General features: G+C 68.0%; 12 protein-coding genes. 3 read left to right on the top strand and 9 right to left on the bottom strand.

The genetic code is table 11. The annotated features are described in order from the left end of the window. Position 1: 1 nt before the first annotated feature. From LG334_RS09055 to LG334_RS09045, 3 genes are all read right to left on the bottom strand, one after another. Entirely contained in the window at positions 2-1,684 is a 1,683-nt protein-coding gene (locus tag LG334_RS09055) for an EAL domain-containing protein (RefSeq protein WP_404385329.1), read from the bottom strand. Between the two features lie 189 nt (positions 1,685-1,873). After that, positions 1,874-2,617 carry an SIR2 family NAD-dependent protein deacylase gene (locus tag LG334_RS09050; RefSeq protein ID WP_404385327.1) on the bottom strand — a complete coding sequence of 248 codons (744 nt, stop codon included), beginning with the start codon at positions 2,615-2,617 and terminating at the stop codon, positions 1,874-1,876. 150 nt (positions 2,618-2,767) lie between these two features. Continuing rightward, a complete protein-coding gene (locus LG334_RS09045; protein ID WP_404385325.1) occupies positions 2,768-3,970 on the bottom strand; it encodes a pyridoxal phosphate-dependent aminotransferase in 1,203 nt (400 codons plus the stop codon). 322 nt (positions 3,971-4,292) lie between these two features. Between LG334_RS09045 and LG334_RS09040 the strand changes: the two genes are divergently transcribed. Both LG334_RS09040 and uvrB read left to right on the top strand, forming a co-directional pair. Continuing rightward, complete coding sequence (locus LG334_RS09040; RefSeq protein ID WP_404385323.1) at positions 4,293-4,829, top strand: DUF2141 domain-containing protein; 537 nt, start codon at positions 4,293-4,295, stop codon at positions 4,827-4,829. Between the two features lie 68 nt (positions 4,830-4,897). Continuing rightward, the gene (gene uvrB, locus LG334_RS09035) at positions 4,898-7,009 is read left to right on the top strand and encodes an excinuclease ABC subunit UvrB (RefSeq protein WP_404385321.1); all 2,112 of its coding nucleotides are present in this window, start codon (positions 4,898-4,900) and stop codon (positions 7,007-7,009) included. Between the two features lie 41 nt (positions 7,010-7,050). Here the strand turns inward: uvrB and LG334_RS09030 are convergent, their stop codons facing one another. The 5 genes from LG334_RS09030 to LG334_RS09010 all read right to left on the bottom strand — a co-directional run bounded on the left by LG334_RS09030 (position 7,051) and on the right by LG334_RS09010 (position 10,293). Next, entirely contained in the window at positions 7,051-7,521 is a 471-nt protein-coding gene (locus LG334_RS09030; protein ID WP_404385319.1) for a GNAT family N-acetyltransferase, read from the bottom strand. A 114-nt stretch (positions 7,522-7,635) separates the two neighbouring features. Next, on the bottom strand, positions 7,636-7,827 hold the full coding sequence (locus tag LG334_RS09025; protein ID WP_404385317.1) for a hypothetical protein: 192 nt from the start codon (positions 7,825-7,827) through the stop codon (positions 7,636-7,638). A gap of 254 nt (positions 7,828-8,081) precedes the next feature. Next, complete coding sequence (locus tag LG334_RS09020; RefSeq protein WP_404385315.1) at positions 8,082-8,588, bottom strand: putative toxin-antitoxin system toxin component, PIN family; 507 nt, start codon at positions 8,586-8,588, stop codon at positions 8,082-8,084. Next, positions 8,585-9,310, bottom strand: a complete 726-nt coding sequence (locus LG334_RS09015; protein ID WP_404385313.1) for a gamma-glutamyl-gamma-aminobutyrate hydrolase family protein — start codon at positions 9,308-9,310, stop codon at positions 8,585-8,587. Before LG334_RS09015 ends, LG334_RS09020 begins: the two co-directional genes overlap by 4 nt. Then, positions 9,307-10,293 (bottom strand): amidoligase family protein, encoded by a 987-nt coding sequence (locus LG334_RS09010; RefSeq protein WP_404385311.1) that lies wholly within the window; start codon positions 10,291-10,293, stop codon positions 9,307-9,309. Before LG334_RS09010 ends, LG334_RS09015 begins: the two co-directional genes overlap by 4 nt. A gap of 206 nt (positions 10,294-10,499) precedes the next feature. On the opposite strand from LG334_RS09010, the gene LG334_RS09005 reads away from it, so the two are divergent. Further along, positions 10,500-10,838: an antibiotic biosynthesis monooxygenase family protein gene (locus LG334_RS09005; RefSeq protein WP_404385309.1), complete on the top strand. Its 339-nt coding sequence runs from the start codon at positions 10,500-10,502 to the stop codon at positions 10,836-10,838. Here the strand turns inward: LG334_RS09005 and LG334_RS09000 are convergent. Beyond that, entirely contained in the window at positions 10,835-11,542 is a 708-nt protein-coding gene (locus LG334_RS09000) for an RluA family pseudouridine synthase (protein ID WP_404385307.1), read from the bottom strand. The genes LG334_RS09005 and LG334_RS09000 overlap by 4 nt on opposite strands. Between the last annotated feature and the right edge of the window lie 130 nt (positions 11,543-11,672).

The raw sequence follows: 11,672 nt of genomic DNA, 5'->3' as shown, positions 1-11,672 counted from the left end.
GTCAGTCGTTCAGCCAGGCCGCCTCGAAATCTGCCAGCGGGGCGGGCCGGCCGAACAGGAACCCCTGGATGACGGAGCATCCCATCCGCCGCACCTGCCAGGCCTGCTCGTCCGTCTCGACGCCTTCCGCGACCACCCGCAAGTCGTGTGCTTCCGCCATATTGACCATGGCCTGGACCAGCGCCGTGTCGCACGCCCTGCCAGGCAGCGCCTGGACGAAGGCGCGATCAATCTTGATCTCGTCCACCGGCAGCCGCGCCAGATATTGCAGCGAGCTGTAGCCCGTGCCGAAGTCGTCGATGGATGTGGGAACCCCCGCCTCCGCCAATTGCCGCAGGGTCGTGACGGCGGCATCCATGTCCCGGATCAGGCTGTCCTCCGTGACCTCCAGGCGAACCGCCCCGGCGGGCACGTTGTGGCGCTGCAGGGCTTCGATCACAGCCGCCGCCAGGTCTGCGTCGGCAAGCTGGCTGCCGGAAAGGTTGAGGCTGACCGCGCCGTGCAGGCGGCCGCGCCACAGCTTCAGGATGCGGCAGGCCTCTTCCAGGACCCAGGCGAAGACGGCGGAGGCCATGCCGCTTTCCTCCACGGCCGGAATGAAATCGGCTGGCGACACGAGGCCGCGGACGGGATGGTTCCAGCGCAGCAGCGCCTCCGCTCCGACAAGGGTTCCCGTTCGGCTGTCGACCTGGGGCTGGAGGTACAACTCGAACTGGTCGGTGCGAAGGGCCTCGTTCAGTTCGGCCGTAAGGCGGGTCCGCAGGCTGATCACTTCCTGCAGGGATGACGAGTGATAGGCGATGCCGCCGCTGGGTTGGTCGGGCGCCGACCGCAGCGCCACTTCGGCCTGACCGACAAGCGTGCAGGCGTCGGTATCGCAGGCGAAGCAGTCGGCGACGCCGAGGCTGGCGCGCAGGCGCAACCGCTCTCCCTGTACATTGAGTTCACTACACAGAGCGTCGGAGATTTTCATCAGCGACAGTTGCAGCGCGGTCGTATCCCCCACGTCCCTCAGGAGCACCATGAGCTTGTCGCCACCCATGGAGGCCACCACGCCCGAATCTTCGAAAACATTCAGCAGGCGCCCGGCCAGCTCGCGCAGGACCACGTCACCGACGCGGTAGCCGTAGGTCGCGTTCAAGGCGCTGAAGTTGCGGATGTTGGTGGCGACGACGACGACGCCCGTGCCCTGCCGCCGTCCCCGCGACAGAGCGCGCTCGACGCGCTCAAGCAGGTGGAAGCGGTTGGCCACGCCGGTAACGGGCTCCAGGCGCCCGCGATAGTGATCAAGATCGGCGGTGGCCGGCGTTGGCCCGGTCAGGCGCCGGTGCGAGATGATGGCCTGACGCCCTTCCGCCCCGGCAAACGCAAAGAGAGAGACATTGTACCACCGCATCGTCGTCGCGGAATGGCAGGGGTATTCGTGGGAGAAACTCTCGATGGCGCCGCTGAGCACATCACGCAGCCCGGTCGCGACCTGCGCGGCGTCGGGATGATCCGGCGCGCTGCCGCAGACTTCCAGGTAATTGACGCCCACGCAGCCGCTGTCGGGATCACCGCCATTGTCCTTGCAGAACCGGCGCCACGCCCGATTCACGAATACGATGACGCCGTCCGTGCTTGTGATGGCGAGAGGATCCTGGAGTTGGTCCAGCCAATACTCTTCCCCTGGCAATGCGGTCATGCCTTCCCCCGCGACCGGTCGAAGCGAAACATCTACCTGCCGAACGTGTAGGCGGCCTACCAACCCTATTGGTTACGCCTAAGCCAAAAGACCTGTAATACTAACAGATGATGCCGCCTCACGGTTGCCACAAGGAAATCCTTCACCCACCATCCCGCGACTGGGTGCCGGGGCGTGTCCGCCGGCGCCTCAGTCCAGATACCGCTCCAGCAGCGCTTCCACCTTGGTCACCGCCTCACCGGCCGGGCGGTAGACGCAGTGGTCGAAGCAGCGGTCGGGGATGGCGTCCGCGGGTTCCAGGTTGTTGAGGATGGTCGGCCCCGGTGCCTCCAGCCCCATGCGCGCCACCGGCAGCACCTGGCCGGAGGTTCCGATCACCAGCAGCACGTCGCGCGGCCTAAGGGAATCCATGGCGCGCTGGAGGGTGCGGTACTCGGGCGCCATCTCGCCGAAGAACACCACGCCGGGCTTGACCGCGTCGGTGTTGCCGCAGTTGGGGCAGGCGTCCTCGCCGACCGTCCAGGGGCCGAGGCCGTGCTCCCAGTCATGGTCGCAGGCGAAGCACCGCATGTCCTGCAGGCGGCCGTGCAGGTGGCAGACGTCGGCGCAGCCCGCACGCTCCAGCAGGTCGTCGACGTTCTGGGTCAGAAGGTGTGTCGGCCAGCGCGTCTGCCAGCGGGCGACGGCCTGGTGCGCCGGGTTGGGCTCGGCTTTGGCGGCGGCCTCGCGCCGGGCCTGGTAGAAGCCGTGGACCAGCGTCAGGTTCTCACGCCAGTTGTCGAAATTGCACACGGTGTCGATGTCGTGGCCTTCCCACAGCCCGCCGGCGTCGCGGAAGGTGCGGATGCCGCTTTCGGCGCTCAACCCCGCGCCCGAGAGGATCATGAGCTGCGGCGGCGCGTCCTTCGCCCATTCGCCCTTCATGGTGAACATGGTCGACCCCTTCCCTGCCCGGCGATGTGCGCTGTGATGCTCCGACCATACGCCCGGCCGTCATTTGCCTCAACACGCAGACGAAAAACGCCCGCCGGAGGGGCCTCCCCCGGCGGGCGTTTCGCGTCGCGGATCAATCCGCTGAGTGGCTTACTTCAGGCCCTCGCAGAAGCGCTTGATGCGCGTGCAGGCTTCCTGAAGGTTCTTTTCCGACGTGGCGTAGCTGATGCGGAAGTAGGGCGACAGGCCGAAGGCCACGCCCGGAACCACGGCCACGCCCTCGGCCTCCAGCAGGGCCTCGGCGAAGTCGGCGTCGGACTCGATGGTCTTGCCGTCGGCGGTCTTCCTGCCGATCAGCCCCTCGCAGGACGGGTAGACGTAGAAGGCGCCTTCCGGCTTGCGGCAGGACAGACCCGGCGTGCCGTTGATGGCTTCCACCACCAGGTCGCGGCGGGCGGCGAAGGCCTTGCACCACTCGCCCAGGAACTCCTGCGGGCCGTTCAGCGCCTCCACGGCGGCGGCCTGCGAGATGCTGGCCGTGTGGGTGCTGGACTGGCTCTGGATCTTGTTCATGGCCTTGATCAGTTCGACCGGGCCGGCGGCATAGCCGACGCGCCAGCCGGTCATGCTGAAGGCCTTGGACACGCCGTTGAGCGTCAGCGTGCGGTCCATCAGCTTGGGCTCGACCTGCGCGATGGTGGCGAACTGGAAGCCGTCGTAGACCAGGTGCTCGTACATGTCGTCGGTCATCACCCAGACCTCGGGGTGCTTGAGAAGCACGTCGGCGATCGCCTTCAGGTCATCGGCGGTGTAGGCCGCGCCCGTCGGGTTGGACGGCGAGTTCAGCACCAGCCACTTGGTCTTGGGCGTGATCGCCTTTTCCAGCGCGTCCGGCGTCAGCTTGAAGCCGGTGGAGTCGTCGCAGGCCACGAACACGGGCTTGCCACCGGCCAGCAGCGTGATGTCCGGGTAGCTGACCCAGTAGGGTGCGGGGATGATGACCTCGTCGCCGTCTTCCACCGTCGCCATGATGGCGTTGTAGATGGTCTGCTTGCCGCCGCAGCCGACCGTGATCTGCTCGGGCGTGTAGTCGAGGTTGTTCTCGCGCTTCAGCTTGTCGCAGATGGCCTGGCGCAGGGCCGGGGTGCCGGCGACGGCCGTGTACTTGGTCTCGCCGCGGTCCATGGCGGCCTTGGCGGCCGCCTTGATGTGGTCGGGCGTGTCGAAGTCCGGCTCGCCGGCGCCCAGGCCGATCACGTCCCGCCCGGCCGCGCGCAGTTCGGCGGCCTTCTGGGTCACCGCGATGGTCGGCGACGGCTTGATGGCGGACAGGCGCTTGGCGATGATCGACATGCTGTCAGTTTCCCCTGTGGTCTCTGTCAGAGTGAGCCGCGCGCGTTAAGGTTCAGGCGCGCGGACGCCGCCGGAGCCGTTACAACCCCCGGCGGCAGGAATTCGCGTCGGTGCAACACTACGATCCTGCCCCGGCGGGCGCAAGGGCGCTTGCGGATCATCCGTCACCCGTCCCGCGCTCAACCGCCCGTCGCGCGGTTGAGCGCGGGACGGTTTTGCCCGGCAAATTCGCGCCATACTCTTGCCATTGTTTGACGGCATCACCACAAATGGTGCGAAACCGCGCCCGCCTCCCCACCGTCCCTGTCGTCCGCCGACCGCCATGCGCCTCATCCGGACCGTCGCCGTCCTGTCCCTGACCGCCGTTGCCGGTGGGCTCGCGCTCGCCGCGGCCGACGCGCCCGCCACCGATGCAGCCTTTGCCGCCGGGCCGTTGCACACGCCCATGGCGCGGCCCGGGCCCGCCATCGTCATAGAGGCCGAGGCGGGAACCCGTCTGCGCGTGCGCGCCGAGGCGGTGGAGAGCGACCAGGGCATGATCCGCGTCGCCCTGTTCGCCGACGCCGACACCTTCCACGGTACGGCGGAAGACGCCCGGCCGCTGGAGGTCCAGGCCGTGCCGGCCGCGCCGGGCCGCGTCACCGCCGTGTTCGATGGCCTGTCGCCCGGACGCTACGCCGTGCGCGTGCTGCACGACGAGAACGACAACGGCATACTCGACCGCGTCTTCGGCCTGTTCACGCTGGAGGGCGAAGGCGTCAGCAATGACGCCGACCCGGACCGCGCCCGCTTTGAGCAAGCCGCCTTCAATGTGCCCGAACGGGGCTCGGTGACGGTGGACGTGGACCTGCGGTATTGATCCCCGGCGCTGGCTGTCCCACCTTCATGCGGACCTGATTCCCGCCGCATGAGACCAAGACCAAGCCCATGAGCGTCGTCCTTCCCATGTACGAGCGTCCGGCCGCCGGACCGGCCGCCGACTTCAAGCTCGCCTCCGACTACACGCCGGCCGGCGACCAGCCACAGGCCATCGCCGAACTGGGCGAGGGGCTGGTGGCCGAGGAAAAGGACCAGGTGCTACTGGGCGTCACGGGCTCGGGCAAGACCTTCACCATGGCGTCGCTGATCGCCAATTCGGGCCGCCCCGCGCTGGTGCTGGCGCCCAACAAGACGCTGGCCGCACAGTTGTACGGCGAGATGAAGGCGTTCTTCCCCGACAACGCGGTGGAATATTTCGTTTCCTACTACGACTACTACCAGCCGGAAGCCTACGTCCCGCGCACCGACACCTACATCGAGAAAGACGCCAGCATCAACGAGCAGATCGACCGCATGCGCCACTCCGCCACCCGCGCGGTGCTGGAGCGGCGCGACGTGATCCTGGTGGCGTCGGTCTCGTGCATCTACGGCCTCGGCTCGGTCGAGAGCTATTCGCGGATGACGATCCCGATCAAGGTCGACGACACCATCGACCGCAAGGACCTCATCAAGCAACTGGTGGAGCTTCAGTACAAGCGCAACGACACGGGCTTTTCGCGCGGCTGCTTCCGGGTGCGCGGCGACACGGTGGAAATCTTCCCCGCCCACTACGAGGACCGCGCCTGGCGAATCTCCCTGTTCGGCGACGAGGTGGAGGCGATTTCCGAATTCGACCCGCTGACCGGCGAGAAGACCGGCGGCATGGACCGCGTGACCATCTATCCCAACAGCCACCACGTCACCCCGCGCCCCGCCCTCTCCCAGGCCATCAAGGGCATCAAGGCGGAGCTGACCCAGCGGCTGGAGGAACTGACCGAGGCCGGCAAGCTGCTGGAGGCCCAGCGGCTGGAGCAGCGCACGCGCTTCGACCTGGAAATGATGGAAAGCACCGGGCACTGCAAGGGCATCGAGAACTACAGCCGCTACCTCACCGGCCGCAGCCCCGGAGAGCCGCCGCCGACCCTGTTCGAGTACCTGCCCGAGGACGCCATCTGCTTCGTCGACGAAAGCCACGTCACCGTGCCGCAGATCGGCGGCATGTTCCGGGGCGACTACGCGCGCAAGCACACGCTGTCGGAGTTCGGCTTCCGCCTGCCGTCCTGCAAGGACAACCGGCCGCTGAAGTTCGAGGAATGGGACGCCATGCGCCCCCAGACCGTCTTCGTCTCCGCCACCCCCGGCCCGTGGGAGATGGAGCGCACCGGCGGCGTCTTCACTGAACAGGTCATCCGCCCGACGGGCCTCATCGACCCCGTCTGCACCATCCGCCCCGTGGAGAAGCAGGTGGACGACCTGCTGTACGAGGCCCGCGAATGCGCCGCCAAGGGCCTGCGCGTGCTGGTCACCACGCTGACCAAGCGCATGGCCGAGGACCTGACGGAATACATGGGCGAGCAGGGCGTGCGGGTGCGCTACATGCACTCCGACATCGACACGCTGGAGCGCATCGAGATCATCCGCGACCTTCGGCTGGGCGCCTTCGACGTGCTGGTGGGCATCAACCTGCTGCGCGAGGGCCTGGACATTCCCGAATGCGGCCTGGTGGCGATCCTGGACGCCGACAAGGAAGGCTTCCTGCGCTCCAAGACCTCGCTCATCCAGACCATCGGCCGCGCGGCGCGCAACGTGGACGGCCGGGTTCTCCTCTACGCCGACAAGATGACGGAGAGCCTGGAGTACGCCATCAACGAGACCAACCGCCGCCGCGAAAAACAGCAGGCCTACAACGCCGAGCACGGTATTACGCCGGAAACCGTCCGCTCGCGCATCTCCGACGTCCTGTCCGACGTGGCGGAGCACGATTACGTCACCGTCTCCACCGGCGACCCGGATGCGCCGCACATGGTCGGCCACAACCTACGGGCTACCATCGACGACATGCGCAAGCGCATGGTCGCCGCCGCCGCCGACCTGGAATTCGAGGAAGCCGCCCGCCTGCGCGACGAGATCAAGCGGCTGGAGGCGAGCGAGCTTGAACTGCCGACGGCACCCAATCCGCACGCGCCCAAGCGGGGGATGCCGCAGAAGATGCAGAAGGCGCCGAAGAAGCGGCGGAAGTAAGGGTGATCGGGAGCACAGCTTCCGCGACACGCAGTCTTTTGCTACACCGTCTTTTCCACGGCGAAGTTGTGAATTGGCGTGCCGGAGATCTCCAGATCGCGACGCCGAAGAACCCTGAAACCTCGGCGGAGGAAGAAACGGCACGCCGCCTCGCTGGCTTCCGAATACAGGCGGGACAGGCCTCTGGCGCGCGCCTCTGCCTCCACCGCCTCGAACAGCCGCGCCGCCACGCCGGTCCCTGCCACTTCGGGCCGGCAATAGAGGAAGCCGATATGCCCGTCGTCCTCCATGTCGGTGAACCCGAGGACGTGCCCCGCCCCCTCCACCGCCACCGCCGTAAACCGCCCGTCGCCATAAAGAGCCGCGAACCGTTCCGCCGTCGGCGCGAGGCAGGCCCATGCCGCCACCTGCTCCGGCGAATAGTCGCGCGGGCCGATGCCGGAAACCGCCTCCCCATACACCTCCGTCAGCGCCGGCGCCATGGCCGGACGGAAAGACTCGATACGCAACACCAATCCTCCGGACATCTCCGCTGCCGTCACGTTATCACGCCGGCAACAGGAAAAGGGCCGCCCCTTGGGACGGCCCTTTTCGCGTGACGATCGCCCGGTGCGCGGGCGCGGGTCTCAGCTCCGGCCGGTGGGGCCGCCGAAGGGGCCGGGCGCGCTCATCATGTGGCGCAGCACCGAGAAGCCCTGCAGGGGCGCTCCCGAATGCCGGCGACCGGCACTGGTGCCCTCGGCGCCGACACCCTGGCGGGTGTCGCGCTCGCGGTCGACGGTGGTGTAGAAATCTTCGAGATCAGCCGGGCCAAGCATTTTACATCCCTCTTGTTGTCGTCACTCACTCTCCGATGCCGGCCCGTTCACTACCTTGCCGTAGGGTAACGCCGGGCCTGTGGTTAGGCCCTTTACACCCCAACGCAATAAATTTGTCAAATGACAATCGCCCTGCGCAATATCATGTCCCACAGATAATCAGTTGGTCTTAGCTCCTTTGCCCCAGGGATACCGCGGCCTCCACCTTTGGCCGGAAACTCGGGTACCTCTCGCGGCGCCCTTTTACCGCACTTTCAGGTGCGCAGCTTCCAGCGGCGCGCGAAGGCCGGGGGGGAACTGATTCGCAGACGTCCCGGCCAGCACTTGGCGACGGAAAGCAGGTGGTCGTCCTGGCTGACCAGTTCAACATCCGCCGCTGCCGCCAGAGCGGCAAACTTGCGGTCGTCGGGGTCGGCGATGGCGTTGAAGGCCTCCGGCTCCACCGTGCCGGTGTATTCATAACCGCCTTCGAACAGATCGGCCACCGGCTTGCGCGACAGCGGCGGGATCTTGCGCACGATCCGCTCGGTCTCGCGCCGGGTGGCGGCGTTCCACACCAGCGTCAGCGTGCCGCGCCGCACAGCGTCGATGATCCGGCCCGAGGCACTGCCCGGCGAAAAGCCGGCGGCGACGAAGACATTGGTGTCCAGCACCACGCCAACGGGCTCGGTGCCTCCGGGCCCTTCGCCCTCGGCGCCGAAGGGTCTGTCGGCCCGGCCTTCGGCGGGCCTGCCGTTGTCGGTCTCGGTGTCGGCGGTCATGCGGCGCACTCCCCTCCGCGGTTTTCCATGCACCGGCGGGCCTGCGCCACCAGCGCCTTCAGGAGTTCCGACTGGCTTTGCGCATAGAACAGGAACTCCGGATGCCACTGCACCCCGACCAGCAACGGATCGGCGGCGCGCTCGATTCCCTGCACGATACCATGTTCGTCACGCGCGACGATGCGCAGGTCGGTGCCGGGGCGGTCGATGGCCTGGTGATGCAGGCTGTTCACCTTGATCCGCTTGCGCCCGAGCAGGTCGAGCAGCCGCGAGTTGTCCTCCACCTCCACCCATTTCTTGGGCAGGATGGTGCGCATGTAGGGCGCCTGGGCGAAGACCTCGCGGATTTCCTGGTGCAGCGTGCCGCCGCAGTGGATGTTGATCATCTGCGCCCCGCGGCAGACGCCCAGCACGGGCAGCTGGCGCTCGAACGCCACATCCAGCGCCCGGCGCTCCAGTTCGTCGCGTTCGGGGTCGAGCCGCACGTCCAGCGTCAACTCGCCGCCGTACAGTTCGGCGCCGATGTCGTCGCCGCCGCCCAGCAGCAGGCCGTCGACGTCGTCGAACACGCGCTCGTCGTCGGTCGCCGTGATGCGCCGCGCCTTGGCCCCGGCGATGCGCAGGGCCAGGCGATTGAAGGCCCACATCCAGCGGCCGCCGCGCCGGCTGGCGGTGACGCCGATGACCGGCCGTCGTGATCCGCCGTGAAAGGTCGCCATCATGCCTCCTCGAGTCGTGCGCAGATGGTGCGTGCCCAGTCCGGACCCGACCCGCCGGACGCAACGTGGCGCCGCCATTCATCGGCCAGGGCCTCCAGCCGCGAGGGGCCGGCGGCCAGGCACTCGACGCGGACCCAGTCGTTCCACTCCGTGATCACGGACCAGTCGGGCTCCGACAGGCGCGCGTCGGGCAGGCGGTAGTGGAAGGTCGGGCGCGGCTTGATGAGCGGATCGTCGATCCGGGCCGCCACCCGTCCGGGGTCCAGGTACGCGAACAGCGGCCACAGATCCAGGCCGCGGTTGCGGGTGTCGTTGTACCGCGCGTAGTCGTCAATCAGCGTCGCCAGGTCGGGCGCATAGCCCGGCGCCAGCACCAGCGACTTGTATTCCAGGGGCCAAGGCGCGGCGAAGCGCAGGACGCGGCGCAGCGGGTCGGGATGGATGCGCAGCTTCAGCCAGTCCTCCAGCAGCGCATAGGCCCGGACGACGCTGGTGATCCACGGCACGTCCGCGCGCGCCACCTCGGGGTTCAGTTGCAGGGCGAAGGCATAGACGACGCTGTCGCGCGTTCCTTCCGCCCCGCGCTCGCGCAGGGACCCCAGAATGGCGTCGAAGCGGGGGATGTCCGAGAACGGCATGGGCGGGCTGACCACCTCCACCGGCAGCCAGTACTGCGCGGCGTCGGCCACCACGTCGGCGGCGCGCTCCCACACCGCCTGGGCGACCTGGGCGGCCTTGGACTCGGTGATGCCGGGCACCGTCTTGTCCTCGGAGTGGACGTATTGGCTGTCCAGCTCCGTCTCGAAGGTGCCGAGCGCGGTGTCCCTGACGACGAAACGGTGCGGATCGCGCTCCTCCACCTGTCCGCCGAACAGGTCGGCCACAAGGTCGGCGGCATCGCGGGCGGTGACGCCGGCGAACTCCAGTTCGATGCCGACGCGCCGCTCCCGCCCGTCCGGAACGGTGCGCTCCGGCGGCCATTGCATGTCTGGGGCTTGACCGGGCGGCTCCGCCTTCGGTCGCGGCTCCCGGGGATCGGCAGGCATGGACACCTCGTATGGGTTCCTGATGCCCTACCTACGCGCGGAAGGGGCTTTCGGGTGCGTCGCGGAGGTGGACGCCGCCGCCGCGAGCCGGCACCCTGGTGCCCTCGCCGCGCGTGCCGCCCAAGGATCAAGATCAAGGAGCCGCCATGTACATCGCCATGAACCGCTTCCGCATCAAGCCGGGCTCGGAGGAGGCCTTCGAGACCATCTGGCGCGAGCGCGAAACCCATCTGCACAAGGTTCCCGGCTTCGTGGAGTTCGCCCTGCTCAAGGGTCCGGCGCACGACGACCACACACTGTATGCCTCGCATACCGTGTGGCAGAGCGAGCGGCACTTCCGCGACTGGACCAATTCCGAGGCCTTCCGCAAGGCCCACGCCGGGGCGGCCGGGTCCAGGGACGTCTACCTGGGTCCGCCCCAGTTCGAGGGTTTCGAGGCCGTGCAAATCATCGACAAGCACGGCAATGCCGGCGGCGGCGACTAAGGGGCGACCGCCACGTCCGCCTCGTCGCTGAACCCGCAGGCCTTCAGCAGCGCCCGCATGTGCTCGGGCGCCGGCGCCTCCACGGCGATGGGCTCGTCGCGCGTGGGGTACAGCGGCACCACCACCCCGCGCGCGTGCAGATGCAGGGGCGCCACGCCCGGCACGCCGTAGACGGCGTCGCCGACGATGGGACAGCCCATGTGCGCACAGTGGACGCGGATCTGATGGGTGCGACCCGTCTTCGGTTTGCACTCCAGCCAGGTCCGGCGCCCGTCGTCCGACCGGCCGAGGACCCGGTATTCGGTGACGGCCGCCTGACCCTCGGCCTCGTCGACGACCATCTTCCAGCCGCTCTTGGGGGTGAGCTTGCGCAGCTTGGCGTGGAGCACGCCGTGCTCCTTGGGCGGGGCGCCGTCGACCACGGCCCAGTAGGTCTTTTCCACCCTGCCCTGCTGGAACAGCTTGCCCAGCTTGCGCAGGGCCTTGGAGTGGCGGCCCAGGATCAGGCAGCCCGAGGTGTCGCGGTCCAGCCGGTGCGCCAGGGACGGCAGGCGCGGCAGGCCGAAGCGCAGGGGGTCCAGGAACATTTCCAGGTTGTCGCCGCCTTTCGGGCCGGCGTGCACGGGCAGTCCGGCCGGCTTGTTGAGGACCAGCATCAGGCTGTCCTTGTAGAGCAGGCGGTTCAGGATCGTGTCGGGGGTCATGAGCGTTCATCTACCGGAAGGGCCGTGCAAGCCCGCCATATAGCGCGATTTCGACGGCACGTCAGCCCCATGTCCGGGGCCGGCGGGCCGTGTGCGTCGGGATAAACCCTGGACCCGGGCGGCCGGGTTT

Origin of the sequence: Caenispirillum salinarum (assembly GCF_044803115.1) — a bacterium.
GTDB lineage: Bacteria > Pseudomonadota > Alphaproteobacteria > Rhodospirillales > Rhodospirillaceae > Caenispirillum > Caenispirillum salinarum_A.
Note: the sequence above shows the minus strand (reverse complement) of the source record. Positions and strands in the feature narration are given on the sequence as shown.

What these genes read in the sequence shown, in the direction of transcription:
- LG334_RS09045 (WP_404385325.1), bottom strand. Translation starts at nt 3,970, where the DNA reads ATGTCGATCATCGCCAAGCGCCTGTCCGCCATCAAGCCGTCGCCGACC.
- LG334_RS09020 (WP_404385315.1), bottom strand. Translation starts at nt 8,588, where the DNA reads ATGACCGCCGACACCGAGACCGACAACGGCAGGCCCGCCGAAGGCCGG.
- LG334_RS09040 (WP_404385323.1), top strand. Translation starts at nt 4,293, where the DNA reads ATGCGCCTCATCCGGACCGTCGCCGTCCTGTCCCTGACCGCCGTTGCC.
- LG334_RS09000 (WP_404385307.1), bottom strand. Translation starts at nt 11,542, where the DNA reads ATGACCCCCGACACGATCCTGAACCGCCTGCTCTACAAGGACAGCCTG.
- LG334_RS09005 (WP_404385309.1), top strand. Translation starts at nt 10,500, where the DNA reads ATGTACATCGCCATGAACCGCTTCCGCATCAAGCCGGGCTCGGAGGAG.
- LG334_RS09055 (WP_404385329.1), bottom strand. Translation starts at nt 1,684, where the DNA reads ATGACCGCATTGCCAGGGGAAGAGTATTGGCTGGACCAACTCCAGGAT.
- LG334_RS09015 (WP_404385313.1), bottom strand. Translation starts at nt 9,310, where the DNA reads ATGATGGCGACCTTTCACGGCGGATCACGACGGCCGGTCATCGGCGTC.
- LG334_RS09050 (WP_404385327.1), bottom strand. Translation starts at nt 2,617, where the DNA reads ATGTTCACCATGAAGGGCGAATGGGCGAAGGACGCGCCGCCGCAGCTC.
- uvrB (WP_404385321.1), top strand. Translation starts at nt 4,898, where the DNA reads ATGAGCGTCGTCCTTCCCATGTACGAGCGTCCGGCCGCCGGACCGGCC.
- LG334_RS09010 (WP_404385311.1), bottom strand. Translation starts at nt 10,293, where the DNA reads ATGCAATGGCCGCCGGAGCGCACCGTTCCGGACGGGCGGGAGCGGCGC.
- LG334_RS09025 (WP_404385317.1), bottom strand. Translation starts at nt 7,827, where the DNA reads ATGCTTGGCCCGGCTGATCTCGAAGATTTCTACACCACCGTCGACCGC.